Raw genomic sequence first — 22,475 nt, 5'->3', positions numbered from 1 at the left:
GGAGGGAAACATAATGCAAGCAAAGACAAAGGATTTGTGGGTATTGATCGAGACCGGCCGGGACGGCAGAGCGAAAAATGTTGGTCTGGAGCTGCTGAATCCGGGCCGCCGACTGGCGGACGGGCAACAGGGAAAGCTGGTAGCCGTTGTGATCGGCTCTCAGGTGGATGAGGCGGTCAGGACTGTGCAGGCGCACGGGGCGGATCAAATCATTGTGGTGGACGGCCCCGAATTTGCCCGGTACACGACCGACGCCTATACCGACGCACTGCATGCGCTGGTGGAAAAATATGGTCCTACCACTCTGCTGATCGGAGCGACCGGCAACGGGCGCGACATGGCCCCCCGTTTGTCCTGCCGCCTGAAAACGGGTCTTACGGCGGACTGCACTGCATTGGACATCGATGAGCAAAGCGGCAATGTAGCGTGGACCCGCCCGGCCTTTGGCGGAAACCTGATGGCTACCATTTTGTGCCCCGACCACCGCCCGCAGATCGGCACGGTGCGCCCCGGTGTTTTTAAGAAGGAGGAGCCTGACGACAGCCGCTCTGCAGAGGTGATCAAAGAAGACATTCACATTCCGGAAGAACGTCTGCGCACCAAGGTTCTGGATGTGATCAGCGAACTGAGCAAAGAGCTGGTCGATTTGGAGGGAGCAGAGATCATTGTTTCCGGCGGGCGCGGCGTAGGCGGCCCCGAGGGCTTCCGTACGATTCGGGAACTGGCGGACGCGCTTGGCGCGACGGTCGGCGCATCCCGCGCGGCGGTGGATTCCGGTTGGATTTCACGTTCTCATCAGGTAGGGCAAAGCGGAAAGACCGTAGGCCCAAAGCTTTACATTGCGGCCGGTATTTCAGGTGCGATTCAGCATCTGGTGGGCATGAACAGCTCCGACGTGGTGGTCGCCATCAATAAGGATCCCGACGCCCCCATTTTTGGAGTAGCCGATTATGGCGTGGTGGGCGACCTGTTTCAGGTGCTGCCGGCATTGACCGAGTCCGTTAAAAAGAGAAAGGGGTTTTCGTAAGCGACAGGGTCCCCTTCTCGCTCCCTTTTTTAAAAGAAGAACTAAAATCAAGCTGACTTTTGAATTACTTATGGGATATATTTTTGAGAATATACAATCGGTATTATTGCTTCTTAAGATAGGATAAAAAGATGCAGGGCTGTGGTTGCTGATTGTGAGGAGTTCGCAGAATCAGAAACTATTCCTCCACAACGTAACTCATATCACCCAAATGGTATATCTCGATGATGCATTCTTTGACAGACCCTTCCGCTGAAAGGTATCCGCTGAATTTTGACATATTGTAGCCATAGGTTTCATCCATGATGTCAAACCCGGCATTGCGATACTGACCGATGAATTCGTGCAAATCCATTTTTTCACCCGTAAAGCTGCCGCAGTTACCGCACGGAACATCTTCATATTCCAGCAGATACACATAGCTGAAATCCCAATCTATTTTCTCAAACTCGATACAGCCGGCTGCTTGTTCAAAGGGCTCGATGGTTTCTATGAATCCGCTCTGCAGCTGCATTTGAAGGGTGTCGTTTGTCACCTGAAAGCCAATCACTTTCCCATCGTGCAAGCTGTAGGGCAGATCGATCTGATTCCTGCGAATGACCCGATTCATGAGATCACCTCTATTCCTGTTTCTTTTCCTGACATTGTAGCAGACCCAAACGGGAAATTCAACCGAAAGCGGCGGGGGTCGATACCATCGGTCAAAGAGTCTGTCGATACGGGTTCATAGAAAAAGGCGGTATCCTGCGGGCATTGCAGGTACCGCCTTTTTCTGTTTGATTGGACGAAAGGATTTTACAGGAACAGATCGCGTTCCCCAGCGCGCATGCGCTCAATGTTCCGGCGGACGATTCTCTGCACATTCGGATTTTCGATTTTGTTCAGCTCGTTCTCCAGCAGATGCCCTCCCATTTCGGTCAGCTCGGGGTCGCCGTAATCGAGCATGTACTCCAGCAGCGTCATCAGCGCGTTGGGGGTACAGGTGTTCTGGATGGTTCCGCTTTTCGCCAGCTGCATAAAGCGGTCGCCGGTGCGGCCCTGCCGGTAGCAGGCGGTACAGTAGCTCGGGATGTATCCGTTTTCGATCAGGGTCTTGATCACCTCGAGCGGGCGGCGCTCATCCGAAAGCTGGAACTGCCCGGATACCGTCTCATGCGGGGAATCCTCCTCCTGCTTGTAGCCGCCGATTTCCGTGTTGGAACCGGCGCTGATCTGTGATACCCCGTAACGCAGCACCTCGTCGCGCATCTGGGCCGATTCGCGTGTAGACATGATGATGCCGGTGTAGGGCACGGCGATTCGCAGGATAGCCACCAGATGCTTAAAGGTTTCGTCATCCACCAGATGCGGGAAATCCTTCAGACTCATGCCCTCGGCCTGCTTGAGACGCGGCATAGAGATCGTGTGGAAGCCCACTCCAAAGCGCTCTTCCAGGTGTGCGTTGTGCATCATCAGGCCGAGTACCTCGAACTTCGGGTCGTACAGGCCGAACAGCACGCCTGCGCCCACATCCTCGATCCCGGCTTCCATCGCGCGGTCAAACGCGGTCAGGTGATAGTCGTAATTGCTCTTTCGACAGTGAGGATGCATAGCTTCATAAGTAGGTTTGTGGTAAGTCTCCTGGAACAGAATGTAGGTGCCGATGCCCTTTTCGTGGAGCATGCGGTATTCTTCCACCGTGGTGGCGGCAATATTGACGTTGACGCGGCGGATGCTGCCGTTGTCGAGCTTCGTGTCGTAGATGGCGTCGAGCGCGTCCAGAATGTACTGAATATCACAGTTGACGGGGTCCTCTCCGGCCTCAAGAGCAAGGCGCTTGTGGCCCATGCGTTCCAGCACCCGAACCTCCTGCTGAATTTCCTCGCGGGTCAGGCGGCGGCGCGGCATCTCATTGCAGCGCTGAAAGCCGCAGTAAACGCAGTTGTTCACACAGTGATTCGAAACATACAGCGGCGCGAACAGTACCACCCGGTTGCCGTAGATTTTCTTCTTGATGTCCCCGGCGACACGGTAAATGCGCGCCAAAAGCTCCGGTTCGGTGATTTCCAGCAGCAGCGCGATATCCAGATAATCCAGCGTTTCTCCGTTTTCCGCACGCCGAACGGCGACTTCACGCTGTTCGGATGTACTGTTTTTTGCCTGCTCCAGTAATTGATAGATTAAGTCATGATCCAATTGCATCATGCTGCATCCTCCATTCTTTATGGTCGCCCCGGCTCACCGTCAGGCGGAATCCGGCCCGCTCCACGCGGCCCTGGATGCAGAAGCGGCACTCCGCCGCTTCGTCGCCGGTACAGATTTTATTGTCGTACAGCAAATACTTTTTTCGAACGTCGGTGGGGGAAAGGTTGGGCATCACCACGTTTGCCCCGGCCTTCAACGCCTTTTCCCGTCCGAGCGGGTCAAGCGTGCCAACTGCCGTGGTGGCGGGCAGCAGCGCCGTGGGCAGCAGCACCCGCAGCATCGCGAGCAGCAAGAGCGTTTGCTCCACCGTGCCGGAGGGGAAAGCGCCGAACGGCGTGTCCTTCTGCGGAATAAACGGCCCGATCCCCACCATGTGGGGCTGCAGCTCCTGCAAAAACAGCAGGTCGTCCGCAAGGTATTCCGGCGTCTGGAACGGGGAGCCCACCATGAATCCCGCCCCTACCTGGTAGCCGATGTCGCGCAAATCCCAAAGACATCGCTTGCGGTTCTCGGGTGACATAGCAGCAGGGTGCAGCTTGCGGTAATGCTCGTCGTTTGCGGTTTCGTGGCGCAGCAGATAGCGCTGTGCGCCCGCATTGTAAAAACGCTGGTACGATTCTCGGCTGCGCTCGCCGATTGAAAGGGTCACGGCGCAGTCCGGGTGCGTACTGCGAATGGAATACACAATGCGTTCGATCCGCTCGTCGGTAAAGTATGGGTCTTCGCCGCCCTGCAGCACAAAGGTGCGGTAGCCAAGCTCCCAGCCCAGCGAGCAGCACTCCAGTATCTGGCGCTGGGTCAGGCGGTAGCGCTCCGCGTACGGGTTGCTGCGGCGAATGCCGCAGTACAGGCAGTCGTTTTTGCAGAAGTTGGTGAACTCAATCAGGCCGCGGGTGTAAACCTCGTTGTCGTAAGAAAGGCGGCGAAGCCGGTCGGCTTCCCGCATCAGCTCTGCATAGTCGGCGCCTCCGCCGTCGCGGATGAATTCCGCAAGCTCCGCGCGGGTCATACGGGCAAGGTCACGCATAGCTTCCCTCCTTTTTGTGGGTTTCAGGGATCGGCTGAAGCACGCGGTCGAGAATACCGGTCACATAGGCGATCAGCACGCCGTAGTTTACGATCGGCACTTCGGCCTCCCGCGCCTGCTGGATGCGGCTGAGCATTTCGGCGCGGTTGATCATGCACGCGCCGCAGTGAACGACGAGCGCGTATTCCGGCAGCTGCTTGGTGTAGCCAAGTCCGGAAGAAAACTCAAAGTGCAGTTCTTTTCCGGTTTTCTGCCGCAGCCAGCGCGGGATTTTCACCTTGCCGATGTCGTCCTCCTGCCGGTGGTGCGTGCAGGCTTCGGCAATCAGAACCCGGTCGCCGTCTTTCAGCGCGGCGATCGCCCGGGCGCCCGCCGCCAGCTCTGAAAGATCGCCCTTGGCGCGGGCAAACAGAATGGAGAACGAGGTCAGCGGCATGTCCGGCGGCAAAAGCTCCGCCACGCGCGCAAAGGCCTGCGAATCGGTGATCACCAGTGCGGGCGGAGCCGCGAGCGCGGCAAGCGCCGCGGGGATTTCCTCCGGCTGCACCACCAGAGCGGGGGCAGGCAGCTCCAAAAGGGCGCGCAGCACCTGCTGCTGGGGCAAAATCAGCCGCCCCTTGGGTGCGGAGGAATCGATGGGAGTCACCAGCAGCACCAGCTCACCGGGCGAAACAAGGCCGTCCAGCAGGCCCGGTGCTTTTTGCTGCGGCTTTGCGTTCGATAACACCGCAATCAGCTGCTGCATTCCCTGTCCGGTTTGAGCAGAAACCGCAATTGCGCCCTCCGGCGCGGGAAGACACTCCAGATCGCTTTTGTTCCATACCAGAATCACCGGTAGGCCGCGCTGCCGAAGCTGCTGCAGAAAATCCTCTTCTTCGGCGGCAAGGCCGCTTTCGGCGTCCGCTACATACACGGCGATGTCGGTTCTGCCCAAAACCTCCAACGATTTTTCACGCCGCAGCGCGCCCAGCTCGCCGGTGTCGTCGAGTCCGGCGGTGTCGATCAGCACACATGGCCCCAGCGGGAACAGCTCAATGCTTTTGTACACCGGGTCGGTCGTCGTGCCGCGCTGGTCGGAAACAATGGCGATGTTCTGGCCGGTCAGCGCGTTGATCAGGCTGGACTTTCCGGCGTTTCGCCTGCCGAACAGCGCAATGTGCGTGCTCACGGAACGCGGGGCCTGATTTTGCTCCATTCAGGAAACCTCCTTTTTCGAAATCGAAGTCTTGACGGTCACGTGCTCCAGCCTGCCGAGGCGCCCGGTCAGGCTGTTGATCTCGTCGGTACTGCTGACCACTACCAGAGAAATCACGGCCATGTTCTCCTCCGGCATGGGGATTCCCATGCGGCCCTTGACGATGCCCTGAAAGGAAGAGATCACCTGATTGAATTCCTGCTGACATAAATTCGGCTGCTCTAAAATGGCGCTGATCACAGCGACTCGGTTCATAACGCATTCCTCCTGAAATAAATAAAAGCCCTTCCGAGAATTCGGAAAGGCTTTGGGGTCTGATCAAAACGCAGCAAAACAGACGGCCCGCTTGTAAAAGAGGACTATCGATCCGTTTCTTTCAGATCAGCAGTGCTTTTCCGTCAGATTCGTTTTTTGTGGGATTCGGTCCGGCAGATCTGCGAAGAAAATACTTGGCAGAAATGGCGGGTTAGGTCTCGTTATCATACAAATCTTCAATGAAAGAAGCGAGAAACGCTTTTTTAACACTGTGGACAGCGGTGCGCAAAAATATGAAATGTTCGCGGGGTTCGTATGATAAGGCTCTCGTAGCGGCACATACCGCCGGCCGCTTCACGGCAGTTATTAAATTGCGGATTTTATCTGCAATTTAATTAGAGTATAAAAGGAATTGGCCAGATTGTCAACTAATTGACAGACAAAAACCACGCTGGATTTTTGTCTCGGCTTCCAAACTGTTCCGCGGATTTTGTCAGTTCCTTCTGCTTTTGCAGCATCGGTAAACAGTACTTGCAAAATACGGAAAAATTCTCTACAATAAGTCTAAAAGGAGGTGCTTTATGAATAAGACAAGGATTGCAATTGTAGGATACGGAAACATCGGCAAGTATGCGCTGGAGGCGGTTCTTGCCGCGCCGGATATGGAGCTGTCCGGGGTCGTCAGAAGAAACGCCGGGGGGCCGGTGCCAAAGGAACTGGCCGGCATCAAAGTGGTACAGGATGTAAGCGAGCTGGGGCCGGTGGATATTGCGCTGCTGTGCGTACCGACGCGCAGTGTGCAGGAATATGCGCAAACATTTCTTGCGATGGGCATTCATACGGTAGACAGCTTTGATATTCATACTTCTATTCCCGAACTGCGGGCGGTTTTGGGCCAAAAAGCGAAAGAAAGCGGCCGGGTGGCGGTTCTTTCCGCCGGGTGGGACCCGGGCAGTGATTCCGTGGTGCGTGCGCTGATGCAGGCCTGCGCGCCCAAAGGCATCACCTACACGAATTTCGGCCCCGGCATGAGCATGGGCCACACGGTTGCGGCCAAGGCGGTCAAAGGCGTAAAGGGCGCGCTTTCCATGACGATTCCGCTGGGCACGGGCGTACACAGACGAATGGTTTATGTGCAGCTGGAGGACGATGCTGATCTTGCGCAGGTCACCACCGCGATCCGGAGCGACGATTATTTCGCCCATGATGAAATACATGTGATTCAGGTGCCCGATATCAGTGCCGTCATCGATAAAGGGCATGGTGTACGGATGGAGAGAAAGGGCATATCCGGCGAAACGGACAACCAGCGGTTTGAGTTTCGTATGGAGATCAACAACCCTGCTCTGACATCGCAGATTATGGTTGCGTGCGCCAGAGCCGCAATGCGCCAGCAGCCCGGCGCTTATACTATGATCGAGATTCCGGTGGTTGATCTGCTGCCCGGCAGCCGCGAAAGTGCGATTGCCGCATTGGTCTAAAAAGTCCGGAACTCAATCGCCGGGCGGCTGTTTTAGGACCAGCCCGGTTCGGCACTCTCCCCAAAGCAGGGTCATATACTATCAGAAGGAGATGATCTTGAATAAGGGGGAGAATGCGATTGGGCCAATATAAGATTTGTGTATACGCGATCAGTAAAAACGAGGAAAAGTTTGTCGACCGCTGGATGGATTCCGTCAGCGAAGCCGATCTGGTGATTGTGGTCGATACCGGCTCCATAGACCGTACGGTCGAAAAGCTTCGAGAGCGCGGCGCGACGGTCTATGAAGAGAAAATTATTCCCTGGCGGTTTGATGAGGCGCGAAACCGCGCGCTCAGCCATGTCCCTGACGACGTAGACATTTGTGTGTCGATCGATCTGGATGAGATCCATGAGCCCGGGTGGGCAGCGGTTCTGGAATCCGCCTGGAGCCCGGAGTATACCCGCGCAAAATACCCGTATATCTGGAATCATCGTTCCGACGGTATGCCCGATCAAAAATACCAGAGAGAAAAGATTCACCGGCGGCATGATTTCCACTGGATTCGCCCTGTACATGAGATTTTGGAATACACCGGGGAAGGCGGAGAAAACGAGATATGGATCGAGGAACTCGTTCTTCATCATTACCCGGATGTTTCAAAGCCCAGAAGCCAGTATCTGCCCTTGCTGGAGCTTTCAGTAAAGGAAGACCCGTCTGACGACAGGGCCACGTTCTGGCTTGGCCGAGAGTATCTGTATTACCAGAAATACGATTCTGCGATTGAAACGCTGAAACAGTATCTAAAGCTTCCGGCGGCAAGATGGGGCGAAGAGAGAAGCGCCGCCATGCGGTTTATCGCGCAGAGCTATGAAAAATTGCAGGATGGCAAGGCGGCCGTGACATGGCTGTTCCGCGCGATTGAGGAATGCCCGACGGTGCGCGAGCCGTATCTGGATTTCGCCAGACTGGCCTATGAGGAAAAAAACTGGCCGCTGGTGTACACTATGGTGCGGTCGGCGCTTTCGATCACGCAAAAGAGCGGCAGCTACCTGATGGAGCCGGAATGCTGGGGAGCGGAGCTGTACGATCTGGGGGCGGTTTCCGCCTATTATCTGGGCCTGTATGGGAAGGCGGAGGACCACGCGGAAAAGGCCTGCAAAATGCGGCCTGCGGATGAACGCCTGAAGTCCAATCTGGAACTGATCCGCCAAAGGGTACAGGAGCAGGCCGATTAGACTACCTGAAAATCTTTTTAAAATGATTGCGTAGCCTGGTTGCGGGAATGCCTCAGGTGTGATATAAAGAAAGAAATGAAATCACTGTTCCGCGCGGACTGCCAAACGGGCGGGCCCGCTTTTCCCATAAAACAGATGCCGTCCATGTTGTTTCCGGGCAGCATCAGAGATTTTTTCAAGAATGATCTGTAAGCATAACAGAATGGTAGGGCAGTGAAAAGGAGTGATTCAGGCATGAGCGGTACGCAGCAGGTTACGGTCAAAATGATCGACTATTACGCCGGTGATCCGAAACGGATTCAGCATTTCATTAAGGTGTATCATTTTGCCAAGCTCATTGGAGAAATGGAACACATTGACCCCGATACGCAGGAAATTCTTGAGGTTGCGGCTCTGGTGCATGATATTGGGATCAAAAACAGCGAAGAAAAATATCACAGCAGCTCAGGAAAGTATCAGGAGCTTGAGGGCCCGCCGGAGGCCGAGGTGCTTTTAAGATCGCTCGGTTATCCGGAGCCGTTCGTAGACCGTGTATGCTGGCTGGTAGGCCATCATCATACTTACGGCAATATTCAGCAGATGGATCACCAGATTCTGGTGGAGGCGGATTTTCTGGTAAACGCCTATGAGGATGCGCTGAGCGAGCAGGCGATCCGCAACGTTCTGTCGACCCTGTTCCGCACAGAAACCGGGAAGCATTTGCTGAAAACAATGTTTTTGAAGGATGAATAACGTGTTTCCATAAAGCGCTGTGGCGGCCATATGGCCGCCACAGCTTTTTCAGAAAACTTAATCTACTGTGATAACGGAAACAGGACACCCTTCCTGTGCTTCAACGGCTGTTGCCTCTGCGCTCTCCGGAACATCCTCCTGATAAACCTCTGCTACGCCGTCGTCTGCCATGCGAAATACTTCTGGACAGGTTTCTGCACAGAGTCCGCAGGAAATACAACCCGATCTGTCAAGCATTGCCTTCATAAAGTACATCCTTTCTTTTGTGATATCACTTGAAATTCTTTCCTTTTCAGCCTCAATAAATACCAGGCTTCCTTTATTTTACTGCCAAGTTGTTAAATTTACCAGATACTCTGCAAATATTTTCTCTTTCTATGGAAAAATCATACGATAAAGGCTTTCTCTAAAACATAAAAGAAGAGTGCGTGAAGCTAAAATATATCATAATAACCTTACGGTGCGATCCAAAGCTTTAGGCGCCTGAGAGTGTTGAACCATCGGCCGAGTGATTCTGCTATTGATGATCTATGTCAATCTCTTCCTGCAAATTTGTGGTATAATAGCGATAATAGAAGTTCGCTCATTGCTTATGGGTAAGAGCAAGATTCGAAAACGGGATCGCAGTTCGAAGAGTAAATCCATTTACAGTACGACGAACAGGGAAGAATAAAGTAAGAGTGAACACATAAGAAGAATGAAAACAGGAGGAATTTGTTCCAATGGAGCGGGAAAAAAGCTTGGGAGAATCCGAAGAATGGCCGTCGATCGAGATTTTTGATTACAGTACAGATGTCTGTGATATTTTTCTTTGGGATTTTTCATCCTCGCCGCGGCTGGATTCACTGGCAGATATTGCTGAAAAACATGTGCGGTGGATCAATGTGGACGGCCCCTGCAGCGAAGAGCTATTGAATGAGATCGGGACTGTGTTTCATATTCACCCGCTGGTCATTCACAATCTGCGCAATCAATTTCAGCGCGCCAAGGTAGAGGAGTACGACGAGTTTCTTTCCGTCGTGACGAAAATGATTTATTTTACCGGCGACGCTCTGACGGTAGAGCACACCAATATTCTGCTTGGGCACAATTATGTCCTTACCTTTGGGGATACCAAAGGGGATGTGTTCGAGAGCATCCGCAGGCGCATTCAGGCCGATGCGCGTGTGCGCTCCATGGGGGCGGATCATCTGGCCTATCTGCTGCTGGATGCCATTGTTGACGGTTATTTCGATGTGCTCGAAGCGATCGGCGGGCAGATCGACGATCTGGAAGACAGTATCATGGAACGAACCACAAAGCAGCATCTGCTGCAAATCCGCGCGATCAAGAAAAACCTGCTGCGGGTCAACCGGCATATCTGGCCGCTGCGCAACGTGGCCTCGCTGATGGACAAAGAATCGAGCGAGCTGATTCATCCCGAAACGGAACCGTATCTGCGGGATGTTTACAATCATATCGTGCAGGCCATCGATTCTACCGAAACTTACCGCGATCTGCTGTCCGGCCTGGCCGATCTGCATTTTTCGAACATCAGCTACCGGATGAACGAAATCATGAAGGTGCTGACCATCATCTCCACCATCTTTATCCCGCTTACTTTTATTGTGGGCGTGTACGGGATGAATTTTAAATATATGCCCGAACTGAACCAGACGTGGGGGTATCCTGTTGTTTGGGCAGTGATGGTCGTCGTCAGCATTGTGATGATCCTGTTTTTCAAGAAGAAAAAATGGTTTTGAATTTGAGTTGGTCGTGCTTTGCAGATGCCGTTCTTTCAGCTTGAAAAAAAGCCGGCTGGTATGAAAGTAAATCCAGAAAACTTCTTTCGCTTATCCGGCAGTTTTCTCTTTGTGAGATGCGTATCATCAGTTTTAGATAAAACAAAAGCTGCATGATTTTTTGATCATGCGGCTTTTTCTGGAGAGAGAAAGAGATGCATCTGAAAACAGAAACACAGGATCCGTGTGGCAAAGCAGAAACCTGCCGCTGCAAAAAGGCCCGGGGAATGGAATCGCCTCGCGTACTAAAGACAGAGCTGTTATACCGGGTGTCGTTGTAAGCGATTCTTTAGTCGGCAAATTTCACGTGAACGAACTTCATCATTCCCGCCTTGTCCATAACCGCCATCTGCGCGCGTGTTTTCAAGCCATCGGTATAGGCGAGTCCCTTAAAGTACGGCTCAAGGCTCACTTCACGAATCGCCGTGGACCAGTTTTGTATGGCCGTGGCATCGTTTACATAGAAGTACATCTGCGCGCCTTTGTTCCCGGTTTTCTGTACCATTTCATTGGACTTTTCCACGGCGGTTTTCGATTCCGCGTCAAAATATACCTCGCCCCCTGGAAACCGGCATGCCATGGAGGAGAAGATGGCTTTCAGTTGCTCTTCCTTGAAATAGTAGAAGACGCCGCCCGAAATAAACAGAATTCCGTTGTCCTGATCGAAGAGGATATCATCAAACCACGACTCGTCAAAGAACGATTTGGGAATGCAGGTGCTTCGCTCCGTGTCGGGCAGCAGTGTTTTACGGTACGCGATCGAATCGGGCAGATCAAGGTTGTACCAATGTATGCTGCCGTTATCCACACGAGAAAACCCGGTATCCAGCCCTGCCCCTATGTTGACGATGGTGCCCTTTGGATGCTTCTCCATAAAGCGGCGAACGGCGTCATCCATTTTCCGCGCGCGGACAATATAGCAAAGTCCGCTGAAATCACCGAAGGTTTTTTCAATGCCGGAAAAATCAAACGAATGCTTCCGGATGATTTCCATGGCGTCTTTGTCCTGAAGAATGTTCCGGTATTTTGCGCTGTATTTGGCGCGGCCCCATAGGGGAATCAGCATGGTTCCCTGTACAGACTGCAAATCCAGAGGCGTGGGATGGCTCATAAACTCACTCCTTTAGGTATATTTATGTGTTAGAATAGACTAATAAAAGTATAACACAAAATGGAAAGAAAGACTACAAAAGACTGCATGAACTTTATGTTCATGCGGATTGAAAAGTTAGGTAGAATCAAGGGCGGAAGCGGCACTGCCGGAAAAGACAGATAGGCCCGAATAGAGAACAACGATTTTCCGTAATCCAAATAACAATTGGGGTGTTTTTATATTTGCTTATGATATTGAATATTCCCGCAATTAATGGTAGCATATTAAAAGTGGAAATTATTATAAGGAAAGTGAAACTATGGATATGTTAAAATTAGAAGAAGTGTTTACTCTCTCTGGCATTCCTAGATACACATATGTAATTCCTGAAGAATATAACCAACTTATGGTAGCTGTTCGTACCCCTTCAAGAGGTGTAGTGATAGAAGGGCCATCAGGAATAGGAAAAACAACTGCGGTTTTGAAAATACTTGAGGAACTAAATCTTAATAAGGACTTTCTACTTTTAACTGCTAGAAAATCAGACGATGTAAAGATTATTGAAATGATTCCCATCGACTGGACGATTCTCTCAAAAATGCCATTTCTAACAAAATGAAAGTTTTAGCGGATGAGGGTGATTCCCCTGATAAGCTTATTATTATTGGAATTAATAGAGCTGGAGATTCTTTAGTAAGATTCTCTCCCGATCTAAATAATAGAATCGATACTATACATTTTGAAGCGAATTCAAATAAAAAAATAGCAGAATTAATAGCAAAAGGAGAATCCCATTTAAATATTAGTTTTGGGAATAAGGATGATATAGTTAAAAATTCATATGGCAGTTTTCATATAGCGCAAATGCTGTGCCAAAAGGTGTGTATTTTAGATAATATTTTGAACACACAAGAAAATAAAATAACGACTACATCATCTTACGCATCTGTATTGAACAGTCTTTTTAGTGATCAGTCGAGAATTTTCTTTTCAGTTGCAAAAATATTTGCAACTGGAAGTAAACTTCGTAAAGAAGGTAGAGCACCTTATTTACATATTTTGAAATGGTTGGCAGAAAGCAACGATTGGTCTTTACAACTTGATACTGCTATAGTCCAGCATCCTGAACAAAAGGCAAGCGTGGGGCAGGTAGTGGAAAAAGGATATTTAGATGATTTAATGTCTAATCATGCAGAAGAGTTAAGTGAATATATACACTACGATTCTATAACTAGGACTATATCAGTAGAAGATCCAAAGTTTGTTTTTTTTCTGAGAAATATTTATTGGTCCAAATTTGCAAGGCAAATTGGATATATTAAATATGAGGATACAACAAAGTATGATATCGCTTTGTCTTTTGCTGGGAATGATCGCAATCTTGCAGAATTAATTTTTCAATATTTATCTGAAAATGAAATTAGTGTTTTTTATGATGTGAATGAACAGGCTAATATACTGGCAAATAATGTTGAAGAATATTTACTACCGATTTATCAAAGTGAAGCAAAGTTCATTGTTCCGTTACTTAGTGATAATTATCCCAAGCGGTTATGGACCAAATTTGAATCAGAGGCTTTTAAAAGCAGATTCGGAGAGAATAGTGTGATTGCGATTTGGTTTTCTAATACTCCTTCGAGTTTGTTTGATGAAAGCCGTAAATATGGAGGTATCACATTTGAAGTTGATCGCAAAATTGAGGAGGAAGCTTATCGTATAAGCAATTTGATAGCAGAAAAGATACGTATATCTAAGTTAGAGCAAGAAGTTTAGGACATGTGTTTTACGAAGAATAACGTCCTTATCTCCCGGCCACGAATGAGGGCGATTTTGTGTTGCATTTTTTTAATATTTAAGTAAAAAACCTTATTGTAGTATTAAATTTGATATTATTGAGGAATGAAAAAAACCCCATGAATACTGGAATCTCCAGTATTCATGGGGTTTTTACCTTGGCGGAGAAAAAGGGATTTGAACCCTTGCGCCGGTTACCCGACCTACTCCCTTAGCAGGGGAGCCCCTTCACCACTTGGGTATTTCTCCGAATCTATTTTATTGATAAGCTTGTCAGCTTTATTTACGAATGGCGGAGGGGAAGAGATTCGAACTCTTGGTCCCTTGCGAGATCACTAGTTTTCAAGACTAGCTCCTTAAACCACTCGGACACCCCTCCAACACAAGGTGCGAGAGTTATGATACCATAAGTTGTATGCTATGTCAATGGATTTTGCTCATTTTTCGTACAAAAAAATGATTGCTTCCAACATTTTGCCTTCAAAACAACATCATTCCTTCAGCAGCTGCCAGCGCTCCCGATAATCCGGCAAAATGGATTGTACCAGTGCATAAAAATCCCTGCCATGGTTTTTATGGCGGATATGAGCCAGCTCGTGTACCACAACGTAATCCACAGCGCGCATCGGGTATTGCATCAGTCGCCAGGAAAAGCAAAGCCGGTTTTTGGGGCTGCAGCTGCCAAAGCGGGAAACGGCCCCCGTGATCGTAATGCCGGTTGGGTGCAGCTCCATCAGGCCGGAATAATAGGCGACCCGTTCCGGCAGGATTTCCTTTGCGCGGCGAATAAGCTGTTCGCGCTGTTCGTCGCTCGGCTCCGGGTGCTGCTCTATGCGGCTGCGCTGCCGTTCCAGAGCGGATTGAATCCAGCTTTCCCGCTGGGTGACAAACAGGTCGATTTCTCTCTGCGGGCAGCGCTTGGGGGCGCGCACCACTACGGCGGCATCGCGCGTAATCTCCAGCGAAAGGGTCTTGCGGCTGGAGCGGATCAGGGTATATTCCGGTTTCATAAGGTATCCTTTCCTGTTTTGGGGCATTTAATCAATCAGGTGATGCGCATACCATTTGTTGCCCTTCACCCGGAATAGGAAGATTCCGGACCGGACCGTCCATTCGAGGATCATCGCCACATAAATGCCGATGAGTCCCAAGCCGAACGGAATAGCCAGCAGCCAACCGCCGGCAACACGCAGGGTCCACATGCAGCACAAAGAAACAACCGAGCTGAATTTGGCGTCGCCCGCCGCGCGGATGGAGGCGGGAATAATAAAGCTGAGTGACCACACGAAGGGCATGGCGATCGCGGTCACGATCACGATGCGCCGGATTTCGGGAATGATCTGCTCCGGCGGGTTGAAAACGCCGATCAGGCCGGGCAGCAGCGGCTGTACGACCAGCAGCATAATCAAATAGCATATGCTCGAGAGGATCACAAATGTCCGGATGAATTTGCGGGAATCGTCGACCTGCCGCCGTCCCATGCATTGGCCGATAATCGTCACCGCAACCTGGCTGATAGTGTTGCTGGGAATTTGCAACACCATAATGATCGACCAGACAATGGCGTTCGCCGTGATTGCCAGAGTGCCCAGAGCGACAATATAGGTCTGCGTCAGCAGCTTGCCGCCGTTAAAGAACACCTGTTCCGCCGCGAAGGGAAGGCCGATGTACATGATTCGTCTCAGAATATCCTTATTAAGACGTAAAGCGCCCCGGTACTCAAAATGGAGGGTATCATCCAGGCGGGTGAGGAAGAGGAGGGAACAGGCCGCACCCAGACCGCGTGCGATATTTACCGCAACGGCCATCCCGACCACGCCCCAGTGGAATACAGAGATAAACAGAAGATTCAAAAGCACATAAGACACATTGGTGATCAAAGTCAGCGCCAGAGCGGGCCGGGTGCGCCCTACACCGCGCAGACAGCAGACGCAGCCCTGGTACAGGCCAAACGCGGGGTAAGAAAGAACACTGCCCAAAAGATAGAGACGTGAGTTTGAAAAAACGTCCGCGTCGGCGCTGCCGAACAGCAGCCACAAAATCGGGTCGCGGAACAGAATGAGTACCAGACCCAGGCCCAGTGCTAAAAGAGGAACCGCCGCTACCGTTTGTTCAGTCGAGCGCGACACCATCTCTTGATTGCGGCTGCCCTGATACTGCGCCACTACTACCGTACCGCCGGTGGCTACCGCTACCAGAATCGTCGTCATCAGCAGATTCAGCGAATCCACCATGTTCACGGCGCTGATTGCCGCAACGCCCGCGGTGCTGATGAGGGCTGTGTTAAAAAAGTTGATGCCCAGAATAAAGGCCTGCTCCAAAAAGATGGGCAAAGCCAGCGCAAGAACCTGCTGGTAGTGGATGCTTTTTCCGGAGAGATACTTCTCCAGTAAGTAAGAGGTTCGCTGTTTTATGATGAGAAGCGTTTTGCTGTGCAACAAGATCACACCAATTCCTTTAAAGCTGTATTTGGGCAAGGGTACGAGGCCGTACCGGCGAAGAAAGCGCCGTTGTCCATTAGACTGGGATGCAAAGCGCCGACCAGATTTTTCAGAAACAAGGTGCTGAAATAACGAAAAATAAAAAATCTGTTAATGTGTATTACTATACAACGAAAACGGTGGTTTGTCACGGGATAACGGCCCCAAAAGAAAAAGAAAAATAGGGCGTTTTTCTGTCAATATTCCCTTTCCGAAATTTCTGAATGAAAATATCCTGCAATTGGCTGAAAGCCTTTTGCAGAAACACGCGAAGAATTTCACAGGCTGCGAGAAACAGATGCTTCTTCCAGCCTGAAAAATCACGGCGATTTGTGGGGAATGGTTTGGGATGGATGGAATTTGTGTTATAATAACCTCGCGGCACAAACCGAAACAAGGCTTCGGGTGTATGTGCCAGCAGACAGACTGATCCTGCATTCACATCGCGAAAAAAATCCGCAGAGAAAACAATCTGATCTGTCGCGAACGAAAGCCTCCTACGGTTCTAAACAAGTCCGCCCCAGCATAAGACACAGGTTAAGACATCCCAAGAAGAATAAATCTAGAAGAGGATCTTTTTTGAAAATAAAAGGAGTATCAAACCCATGGATGGAAAGCAAAGAAAAAATATAACGGTTGGGTCATTGGTAGACGTCGTCCAAAAGCAGGATCAGCCAACGGGACGGCTGACGCGGGGGCGGGTTGCACGCCTGCTTACAAAAAGCCCGAATCATCCGCATGGCATTAAAGTAATGCTGGAATCCGGTATTGTTGGCCGGGTACAGTATGTAATAGAAGAACAGGAGGAATCATAATGGAGCGCTTATTTGTATGTTACCCCAAATGCACCACCTGCCAAAAGGCCGAACGCTGGCTGAAAGAGCATGGGATTTCCGCCGAGATACGGAATATTAAAGAGCAGAATCCGTCGCAGGAGGAGCTGACGCAATGGTATCGTGCATCCGGGCTGCCGCTGCGAAAATTTTTCAACACCAGCGGCATAGCCTACCGGGAGCAGGAGCTTTCCAAAAAGCTGTCGGATATGAGTGAGGAAAAGCAGTTGGCGCTTCTTTCCACCGACGGAATGCTGGTCAAGCGGCCGATTCTGACAGACGGGAAAACCGTGCTGGTTGGCTTTCGCGAGAAAGAATGGGAAGAGGCTCTGCTGAAATAAAGCAAAAAGAAAAAGATTCAAAACGGCGGAACTCTTCATCCACTCCCTTTTGAATCTTTTTTCGATTATATGCTTTGCCGTTCGGCGTTTTTCTGGTTACGGGATTCAGGCTGCCCCAGCCGGCGCGCTTTTGCAGATCCAGCTTTCTGCGCTGTGATTTGCTCATTTTGTCCCGCGGAATCATTTTTTCCATCAGCACTCATCCTTTCTGGTTTTAGTATACCACAAAGTAAGTGAAAAGTCATCTTCCGGCAGTGGAAAGTAAGGTCTGGCAAAATTCGGAACAGTGTGTTATGATATAATAACATGAGAATGATTATCAAAATTAATAGAAGAAGAATAACGGAAAGGGGAATACAGCATGAGAAGAACCATTCGTAAAACAGTTACCGGAAGTACACAATATGACGGCGCGGGGGTGCGTTTGGTACGCGTGATCAGCCGCCCGGATGTAGAGGATTTCGACCCATTTCTGATGCTGGACGCATTCGATTCTACCGATTCGGCTGATTATGTGAAAGGGTTTCCGTGGCATCCGCACCGGGGGATCGAAACTGTCACTTATCTGATTGAGGGAACGATCGAGCACGGTGACAGCCTCGGCAATAAGGGCAGTATTGATAACGGCTGCTGTCAGTGGATGACGGCGGGCGGCGGTATTCTGCATCAGGAGATGCCGAAGGAAAGCCCCCGTATGCTGGGTGTCCAGCTTTGGCTGAATCTGCCGGCCAAAGATAAAATGACAGTCCCGAAATATCATGATATTCGTGCCGAACAGGTTCCTGCGGTGGAAACCGAAGCAGGCACCACCCGCGTGATTGCCGGCAGCTACCAGGGCACAGCAGGCCCCGGGCAGGGCGAATTTGTTCCGATGACGATGCTGGACGTTGCGCTGAACCCCGGCTGCGAATGGAATCTGACCGTTCCTGCTGCGGATACGGTATTTGTGTATGTAGTGCGCGGAGAAGGAAGCTTTGCAGAGCAGGATGGAGAGATTCAGGAAAAGCATGCGGTTTTGTTCCGTGAGGGAGAAGAGCTGTCGGTTACAGCGGGCGCACAGGGCGTACGCTTTCTGCTGTTCAGCGGCCCTCCGCTGAAAGAACCGATTGCCTGGGGCGGTCCGATCGTGATGAATACCCGTCAGGAGCTGCAGCAGGCTTTTCTGGAGCTGGAACAAGGCACCTTCGTCAAAGACTGATTCCTTTTCTATCATCATAAAGAGAAAGCGGGAGCGTGCCCCTGAAAAGGGCTCGCTCCCGCTTTGTATGGTCGGATTTGTTTTGATAGGGGCAAATCCTTTCCCTGTTATCACTCGGTGCCGTTAGTTCAAAGTGTCGGCATAGTGCTTCATGGCCTGTGCCAGAAAAGCCGAAAGACCCTCGCCGTATTTATCGATATTTTCGGTAAAGCGTGAGTCGTCCACATACATTTGACCCAGTCCTGCGAAAGCTTCCGGCGAATAATGATAGCCGAAATTGTCATTCAGAAAATGATAGAACTGTCCGACTTTCTCCAGCACCTCGGGGGAATCCGGCGGAAGCTGACGGCACTGTGCGAGCGTGCAGAAGATGTCTTCCATCTGCTGCGCGACCTTCTCCTGCCCCTCTTTTCCCAGAGCGGAAAGCGTGTCGTTGCTTTTCTGAACCGTTTCGTCGCCCCAGCGGCGCCGCGCTTCTTCTTCATAAGGATTCTTCGAGAAATCGAAGCCTTCAAATTTTTCTTTCGGTGTCATGGTGATTTCTCCTTTCCATGTTTTGTGTGTTTTGAGTAGGGTGTCCAGCATGGTGTCGATCCGTCGCCGCTCGTGCACCAGGTAAGCTTTTTGTACCTGAAATGCCTGCTCCCGGTCAAATTCGGGATTTTCCATCAGCTCGCGGATGACAGAAAGGGGAAAACCGCATTCCCTGAAGAACAGGATCTGCTGCAGACGATCCAGATTCTCTTCGGAATACTCTCGGTACCCGTTTTCGGGGTTCCGCTGCGGGCACAGCAAACCGATTGCATCGTAATGATGCAGCGTGCGCACGCTCAGGCCGGTCAGACCCGCAACCTCGTTGGTGTTCATATGGGAATTCCTCCTTTCAAAGAGTATCATAAGCTATGACGCCGCGTCAGGGTCAATAGGTATTTTATCATTTTTTCAATTTTTTTATTAATGCGTAATGTATTGTTCAAAGCGCCGTTGAATTTTCCCCCGTAGAAGTGGGGAAGCTTGCTGTTTTCACATTAATTAATATAAAAAAAACAGTCCGGAGAAAACCGGACTGTTTTTTGAAAGGAATGCTTATTTCGCAGGGACAACAGCGCCCGCGTAGGTGTCTTCGATATACTTTTTGATGTCGTCGCTTCTCAGAACTTCTACCAGAGCCTTGATGCCCGGGTTGTTCTCATCGCCGTCACGTACCGCGATCACGTTCACATAAGCGGTGGCAGCCAAAGAGGTATCAGCCTCAGCGGCAAGCGCATCGGCAACCTTCAGGCCGCCGGCGATGGCATAGTTGCCGTTGATGACAGCAAGGTCAACATCGGGCAGGGAACGGGCGGTCTGAGCCGCTTCGATTTCCTGAATCTTCAGGTTCTTCTTGTTCTCGGTGATGTCGTTCTTGGTAGCGGTGATGCCTGCGCCATCCTTAAGCTTAATGAGGCCCTGATCCTGCAGCAGCAGAAGCGCGCGGGCTTCATTCGTGGTGTCGTTTGGAACCGAGATGGTCGCGCCGTCCTTCAGCGCATCCAAAGATTTGGTTTTGCCGGCATAGATGCCGAAGGGCTCATAGTGAATATCTCCCGCAGAAACAAGGTGGGTACCCTTTTCCTTGTTGAAGTCATTCAGATAGGTAATATGCTGGAAGTAGTTTGCGTCCAGCTCTTTGTTTTCCAGTGCAAGGTTCGGCTGCACATAGTCGTTGAATTCCTGAATGTCGAGCTGGTAGCCTTTGTCCTTAAGCAGCTCGTTGGCCTTCTTCAGAATGTCTGCGTGGGGCGTGGGGGATGCACCGATCTTAATGGTCTGCAGCTCTGCTGTGGAAGAAGCGGGTTCCGAAGCCGTCGCCGCACTGCTGGCGGAGGAACCGTTGGAGCAGCCTGCCAGAGCAGAAACAGAAAGGGCCGCAACCAATAATAGAGAAAGAATTTTTTTCATTGTCAATATACCTCCATACAATTTTCACACCGATTTTATGTTTAAGACTTACGCTTATCACTTTTCCCGGCGGAGCGCATTCCAATTTCCTGGAAAATCTGCACCACAATGACCAGAAGGGCAACCGTGACGAGCATAATATCGGTTTGATAGCGATAGTAACCGTAATTGACCGCAATTGCGCCAAGTCCGCCGCCGCCGACAAAACCGGCTGTTGCGGAATACCCCAGAATCGTGGCAATGGCGATGGTCGCTCCGTTGATCAGGGAAGGAACCGCCTCCGGCAGCAGCACCTTAAAAATGATCTGCTGATCAGATGCGCCCATGGAGTGAGCGGCCTCGATCACGCCCTTGTCGACCTCCATCAGGGAGGACTCCACCATACGCGCGATGAACGGCGCGGCTGAGAGTGTCAGCGGAACAATGGTCGCGGTGGAACCGAGGGAAGTACCCACGATCAGCCGGGTCAGCGGAATCACCATGACCATCAGAATCAGGAAGGGAATCGAACGTGTGATGTTGACGATCACGTCGAGCACCTTGTAAAGCGGAGCGTTGGGGCGAATTCCGTCCCTTGCACTGATGACCAGCAGAATGCCGAGCGGCAGGCCGATCACATAGCCGAACAGAGCGGAAAACACGGTCATATATAAGGATTCCCCAATGCCGACCAGCAGCATCTGGATTGTGGTGTTATCCCACATAGCCGCTCACCTCCTCCACCGTCAGCCCGCGTCGCTGCAGATAACGCAGCATATTTTCCCGCAGGGATTCCTGCTGAGGAACCTGAATGACAATCTGGCCGAATGCCTTGCCGTCAATATTTTTCGTATCCGCATAGATGATATTCACGGGGATTTTGAATTCCAGCACCATGTCCGCAATCACGGGTTCAAACGAAGAGTTGCCGTCGAATACGATCCGGTAGCAGGTAGCGCCGGCGTCCTGCGCCGAGAAGGGCTCGCTCTTGCGGCCGTCCGGGTAAACGAGCTTCTGGGCCGCGGCGGTTTTGGGACGGAAGAAGATTTCCTCTACGCTGCCGACCTCGGCAATATGGCTCTTGTCGATGATGGCTACCCGGTTGCAGATCTGCTCGATGACGCTCATCTCGTGCGTGATAATGATAATGGTGATGCCCAGCCGCTGATTGATGTCCTTGAGCAAAGACAGAATCGAAGCGGTTGTGGTGGGGTCCAGCGCACTGGTGGCTTCATCGCACAAAAGCACCTTCGGGTTCGGTGCCAGAGCACGGGCAATCGCCACGCGCTGCTTCTGCCCGCCCGAAAGCTGCGACGGGTACGATTTTGCGCGGTCGGAAAGGCCCACCAGCTCCAAAAGCTCCTTAGCTCGTGCCTTTGCGGTCTTTTTGTCCACCCCGGCAATTTCCAGCGGGAAGCAGATATTGCTTTCTGCGGTGCGCTGCATCAGCAGGTTGAACTGCTGAAAGATCATTCCCATGGAACGGCGTACCGTGCGCAGCTGCAGATCATTCAGCTTCGCGATGTCTTTGCCGTCGAACAACACGCGGCCGGCCGTGGGGCGCTCCAGCAGATTCATGCACCGCACCAGGGTGCTCTTTCCGGCGCCGCTCATGCCGATGATCCCGAATATATCCCCTTGCTGAATTTGCAGATTAATATCTTTTAAGGCGTGAACAGTGCCGTTTTTGGTTTGGAATGTCTTTTCCAGCTCCTGAATCTCAATCAAAGTTTGAGATGCCACAAAATTCCCTCCTTTTCTACAATAACCCTCTTAGTATATACCAAAACGCTCGGATAGTAAATGGGGAGCATAGCGCCAGAAACGGGGTTTTGTAAAAAAAGAAATCCTTTTTCTCTGGGGATTACACTCATTATAGAGAGCGTCTTTCTATTTGTCAACGAAAAAACCCTATAA

At 51.1% G+C, this 22,475-nt stretch carries 23 protein-coding genes and 2 tRNA genes; 10 read left to right on the top strand and 15 right to left on the bottom strand.

Features of this window, described 5'->3' with window-relative positions; genetic code table 11:
- The first annotated feature begins 13 nt into the window (after positions 1-13).
- Complete coding sequence (locus HMPREF1141_RS00520; protein WP_009059841.1) at positions 14-1,027, top strand: electron transfer flavoprotein subunit alpha/FixB family protein; 1,014 nt, start codon at positions 14-16, stop codon at positions 1,025-1,027.
- Positions 1,028-1,205: 178 nt separating this feature from the next.
- On the opposite strand, the gene HMPREF1141_RS00515 is transcribed toward HMPREF1141_RS00520, so the two are convergent.
- The 5 genes from HMPREF1141_RS00515 to HMPREF1141_RS00495 form a co-directional block, all read right to left on the bottom strand.
- On the bottom strand, positions 1,206-1,637 hold the full coding sequence (locus tag HMPREF1141_RS00515; protein WP_009059794.1) for a hypothetical protein: 432 nt from the start codon (positions 1,635-1,637) through the stop codon (positions 1,206-1,208).
- Between the two features lie 185 nt (positions 1,638-1,822).
- A complete protein-coding gene (gene hydG, locus HMPREF1141_RS00510) occupies positions 1,823-3,208 on the bottom strand; it encodes a [FeFe] hydrogenase H-cluster radical SAM maturase HydG (protein ID WP_009059837.1) in 1,386 nt (461 codons plus the stop codon).
- Positions 3,192-4,220: a [FeFe] hydrogenase H-cluster radical SAM maturase HydE gene (hydE, locus tag HMPREF1141_RS00505; RefSeq protein ID WP_347475654.1), complete on the bottom strand. Its 1,029-nt coding sequence runs from the start codon at positions 4,218-4,220 to the stop codon at positions 3,192-3,194. Before hydE ends, hydG begins: the two co-directional genes overlap by 17 nt.
- Positions 4,221-4,230: 10 nt before the next feature.
- On the bottom strand, positions 4,231-5,433 hold the full coding sequence (gene hydF / locus HMPREF1141_RS00500; RefSeq protein ID WP_009059839.1) for a [FeFe] hydrogenase H-cluster maturation GTPase HydF: 1,203 nt from the start codon (positions 5,431-5,433) through the stop codon (positions 4,231-4,233).
- Positions 5,434-5,688 carry a TM1266 family iron-only hydrogenase system putative regulator gene (locus tag HMPREF1141_RS00495; protein WP_009059799.1) on the bottom strand — a complete coding sequence of 85 codons (255 nt, stop codon included), beginning with the start codon at positions 5,686-5,688 and terminating at the stop codon, positions 5,434-5,436. It abuts the gene before it with no gap.
- Positions 5,689-6,269: 581 nt separating this feature from the next.
- Between HMPREF1141_RS00495 and HMPREF1141_RS00490 the strand changes: the two genes are divergently transcribed.
- From HMPREF1141_RS00490 to HMPREF1141_RS00480, 3 genes are all read left to right on the top strand, one after another.
- On the top strand, positions 6,270-7,169 hold the full coding sequence (locus HMPREF1141_RS00490) for a diaminopimelate dehydrogenase (RefSeq protein WP_009059797.1): 900 nt from the start codon (positions 6,270-6,272) through the stop codon (positions 7,167-7,169).
- A 119-nt stretch (positions 7,170-7,288) separates the two neighbouring features.
- Positions 7,289-8,386 (top strand): glycosyltransferase, encoded by a 1,098-nt coding sequence (locus HMPREF1141_RS00485; RefSeq protein WP_009059795.1) that lies wholly within the window; start codon positions 7,289-7,291, stop codon positions 8,384-8,386.
- Positions 8,387-8,620: 234 nt separating this feature from the next.
- Positions 8,621-9,118 (top strand): HD domain-containing protein, encoded by a 498-nt coding sequence (locus HMPREF1141_RS00480; RefSeq protein WP_009059859.1) that lies wholly within the window; start codon positions 8,621-8,623, stop codon positions 9,116-9,118.
- A 57-nt stretch (positions 9,119-9,175) separates the two neighbouring features.
- Here HMPREF1141_RS00480 and HMPREF1141_RS00475 read toward each other — a convergent pair whose 3' ends face one another.
- A complete protein-coding gene (locus tag HMPREF1141_RS00475; RefSeq protein WP_313294210.1) occupies positions 9,176-9,355 on the bottom strand; it encodes a ferredoxin in 180 nt (59 codons plus the stop codon).
- Positions 9,356-9,840: 485 nt separating this feature from the next.
- Between HMPREF1141_RS00475 and corA the strand changes: the two genes are divergently transcribed.
- The gene (gene corA / locus HMPREF1141_RS00470) at positions 9,841-10,860 is read left to right on the top strand and encodes a magnesium/cobalt transporter CorA (protein WP_009059865.1); all 1,020 of its coding nucleotides are present in this window, start codon (positions 9,841-9,843) and stop codon (positions 10,858-10,860) included.
- 328 nt (positions 10,861-11,188) lie between these two features.
- Here the strand turns inward: corA and HMPREF1141_RS00465 are convergent, their stop codons facing one another.
- Positions 11,189-12,010 (bottom strand): class I SAM-dependent methyltransferase, encoded by an 822-nt coding sequence (locus tag HMPREF1141_RS00465; RefSeq protein WP_009059756.1) that lies wholly within the window; start codon positions 12,008-12,010, stop codon positions 11,189-11,191.
- A gap of 301 nt (positions 12,011-12,311) precedes the next feature.
- On the opposite strand from HMPREF1141_RS00465, the gene HMPREF1141_RS17430 reads away from it, so the two are divergent.
- The gene (locus HMPREF1141_RS17430) at positions 12,312-12,611 is read left to right on the top strand and encodes a hypothetical protein (protein WP_081487960.1); all 300 of its coding nucleotides are present in this window, start codon (positions 12,312-12,314) and stop codon (positions 12,609-12,611) included.
- Entirely contained in the window at positions 12,608-13,765 is a 1,158-nt protein-coding gene (locus HMPREF1141_RS00460) for a TIR domain-containing protein (protein WP_009059767.1), read from the top strand. The genes HMPREF1141_RS17430 and HMPREF1141_RS00460 overlap by 4 nt, the downstream gene beginning before the upstream one ends.
- 180 nt (positions 13,766-13,945) lie before the next feature.
- Here HMPREF1141_RS00460 and HMPREF1141_RS00455 read toward each other — a convergent pair.
- From HMPREF1141_RS00455 to HMPREF1141_RS00440, 4 genes are all read right to left on the bottom strand, one after another.
- Positions 13,946-14,035, bottom strand: a tRNA-Ser gene (locus tag HMPREF1141_RS00455).
- Positions 14,036-14,076: 41 nt separating this feature from the next.
- Positions 14,077-14,165: transfer RNA gene (locus HMPREF1141_RS00450), tRNA-Ser, on the bottom strand.
- Positions 14,166-14,277: 112 nt separating this feature from the next.
- On the bottom strand, positions 14,278-14,796 hold the full coding sequence (locus tag HMPREF1141_RS00445; RefSeq protein ID WP_009059853.1) for a SprT family zinc-dependent metalloprotease: 519 nt from the start codon (positions 14,794-14,796) through the stop codon (positions 14,278-14,280).
- A gap of 27 nt (positions 14,797-14,823) precedes the next feature.
- Positions 14,824-16,233 (bottom strand): MATE family efflux transporter, encoded by a 1,410-nt coding sequence (locus HMPREF1141_RS00440; protein WP_242824533.1) that lies wholly within the window; start codon positions 16,231-16,233, stop codon positions 14,824-14,826.
- Positions 16,234-16,871: 638 nt separating this feature from the next.
- Between HMPREF1141_RS00440 and HMPREF1141_RS00430 the strand changes: the two genes are divergently transcribed.
- From HMPREF1141_RS00430 to HMPREF1141_RS00415, 3 genes are all read left to right on the top strand, one after another.
- Positions 16,872-17,081 (top strand): YwbE family protein, encoded by a 210-nt coding sequence (locus HMPREF1141_RS00430; protein ID WP_009059816.1) that lies wholly within the window; start codon positions 16,872-16,874, stop codon positions 17,079-17,081.
- Complete coding sequence (locus tag HMPREF1141_RS00425) at positions 17,081-17,440, top strand: arsenate reductase family protein (protein WP_009059851.1); 360 nt, start codon at positions 17,081-17,083, stop codon at positions 17,438-17,440. Before HMPREF1141_RS00430 ends, HMPREF1141_RS00425 begins: the two co-directional genes overlap by 1 nt.
- 361 nt (positions 17,441-17,801) lie before the next feature.
- The gene (locus HMPREF1141_RS00415) at positions 17,802-18,638 is read left to right on the top strand and encodes a pirin family protein (protein WP_009059814.1); all 837 of its coding nucleotides are present in this window, start codon (positions 17,802-17,804) and stop codon (positions 18,636-18,638) included.
- A 123-nt stretch (positions 18,639-18,761) separates the two neighbouring features.
- Here the strand turns inward: HMPREF1141_RS00415 and HMPREF1141_RS00410 are convergent, their stop codons facing one another.
- The 4 genes from HMPREF1141_RS00410 to HMPREF1141_RS00395 form a co-directional block, all read right to left on the bottom strand.
- Positions 18,762-19,505, bottom strand: coding sequence for a MerR family transcriptional regulator (locus HMPREF1141_RS00410; RefSeq protein WP_009059808.1), 744 nt, complete (start codon positions 19,503-19,505; stop codon positions 18,762-18,764).
- A gap of 219 nt (positions 19,506-19,724) precedes the next feature.
- Positions 19,725-20,579, bottom strand: a complete 855-nt coding sequence (locus HMPREF1141_RS00405; RefSeq protein ID WP_009059800.1) for a MetQ/NlpA family ABC transporter substrate-binding protein — start codon at positions 20,577-20,579, stop codon at positions 19,725-19,727.
- Between the two features lie 41 nt (positions 20,580-20,620).
- Complete coding sequence (locus HMPREF1141_RS00400) at positions 20,621-21,283, bottom strand: methionine ABC transporter permease (protein WP_009059790.1); 663 nt, start codon at positions 21,281-21,283, stop codon at positions 20,621-20,623.
- Positions 21,273-22,301, bottom strand: coding sequence for an ATP-binding cassette domain-containing protein (locus HMPREF1141_RS00395; RefSeq protein ID WP_009059792.1), 1,029 nt, complete (start codon positions 22,299-22,301; stop codon positions 21,273-21,275). The genes HMPREF1141_RS00400 and HMPREF1141_RS00395 overlap by 11 nt, the downstream gene beginning before the upstream one ends.
- Between the last annotated feature and the right edge of the window lie 174 nt (positions 22,302-22,475).

Source organism: Clostridium sp. MSTE9 (assembly GCF_000277625.1).
Classification (GTDB): domain Bacteria; phylum Bacillota; class Clostridia; order Oscillospirales; family Acutalibacteraceae; genus Faecalispora; species Faecalispora jeddahensis.
The sequence above is the reverse complement of the archived record's forward strand: the minus strand, read 5'-3'. Positions and strand labels throughout refer to the sequence as shown.

What these genes read in the sequence shown, in the direction of transcription:
- HMPREF1141_RS00520 (WP_009059841.1), top strand. Translation starts at nt 14, where the DNA reads ATGCAAGCAAAGACAAAGGATTTGTGGGTATTGATCGAGACCGGCCGG.
- HMPREF1141_RS00515 (WP_009059794.1), bottom strand. Translation starts at nt 1,637, where the DNA reads ATGAATCGGGTCATTCGCAGGAATCAGATCGATCTGCCCTACAGCTTG.
- hydG (WP_009059837.1), bottom strand. Translation starts at nt 3,208, where the DNA reads ATGCAATTGGATCATGACTTAATCTATCAATTACTGGAGCAGGCAAAA.
- hydE (WP_347475654.1), bottom strand. Translation starts at nt 4,220, where the DNA reads ATGACCCGCGCGGAGCTTGCGGAATTCATCCGCGACGGCGGAGGCGCC.
- hydF (WP_009059839.1), bottom strand. Translation starts at nt 5,433, where the DNA reads ATGGAGCAAAATCAGGCCCCGCGTTCCGTGAGCACGCACATTGCGCTG.
- HMPREF1141_RS00495 (WP_009059799.1), bottom strand. Translation starts at nt 5,688, where the DNA reads ATGAACCGAGTCGCTGTGATCAGCGCCATTTTAGAGCAGCCGAATTTA.
- HMPREF1141_RS00490 (WP_009059797.1), top strand. Translation starts at nt 6,270, where the DNA reads ATGAATAAGACAAGGATTGCAATTGTAGGATACGGAAACATCGGCAAG.
- HMPREF1141_RS00480 (WP_009059859.1), top strand. Translation starts at nt 8,621, where the DNA reads ATGAGCGGTACGCAGCAGGTTACGGTCAAAATGATCGACTATTACGCC.
- HMPREF1141_RS00475 (WP_313294210.1), bottom strand. Translation starts at nt 9,355, where the DNA reads ATGCTTGACAGATCGGGTTGTATTTCCTGCGGACTCTGTGCAGAAACC.
- corA (WP_009059865.1), top strand. Translation starts at nt 9,841, where the DNA reads ATGGAGCGGGAAAAAAGCTTGGGAGAATCCGAAGAATGGCCGTCGATC.
- HMPREF1141_RS00465 (WP_009059756.1), bottom strand. Translation starts at nt 12,010, where the DNA reads ATGAGCCATCCCACGCCTCTGGATTTGCAGTCTGTACAGGGAACCATG.
- HMPREF1141_RS17430 (WP_081487960.1), top strand. Translation starts at nt 12,312, where the DNA reads ATGGATATGTTAAAATTAGAAGAAGTGTTTACTCTCTCTGGCATTCCT.
- HMPREF1141_RS00460 (WP_009059767.1), top strand. Translation starts at nt 12,608, where the DNA reads ATGAAAGTTTTAGCGGATGAGGGTGATTCCCCTGATAAGCTTATTATT.
- HMPREF1141_RS00445 (WP_009059853.1), bottom strand. Translation starts at nt 14,796, where the DNA reads ATGAAACCGGAATATACCCTGATCCGCTCCAGCCGCAAGACCCTTTCG.
- HMPREF1141_RS00430 (WP_009059816.1), top strand. Translation starts at nt 16,872, where the DNA reads ATGGATGGAAAGCAAAGAAAAAATATAACGGTTGGGTCATTGGTAGAC.
- HMPREF1141_RS00425 (WP_009059851.1), top strand. Translation starts at nt 17,081, where the DNA reads ATGGAGCGCTTATTTGTATGTTACCCCAAATGCACCACCTGCCAAAAG.
- HMPREF1141_RS00415 (WP_009059814.1), top strand. Translation starts at nt 17,802, where the DNA reads ATGAGAAGAACCATTCGTAAAACAGTTACCGGAAGTACACAATATGAC.
- HMPREF1141_RS00410 (WP_009059808.1), bottom strand. Translation starts at nt 19,505, where the DNA reads ATGAACACCAACGAGGTTGCGGGTCTGACCGGCCTGAGCGTGCGCACG.
- HMPREF1141_RS00405 (WP_009059800.1), bottom strand. Translation starts at nt 20,579, where the DNA reads ATGAAAAAAATTCTTTCTCTATTATTGGTTGCGGCCCTTTCTGTTTCT.
- HMPREF1141_RS00400 (WP_009059790.1), bottom strand. Translation starts at nt 21,283, where the DNA reads ATGTGGGATAACACCACAATCCAGATGCTGCTGGTCGGCATTGGGGAA.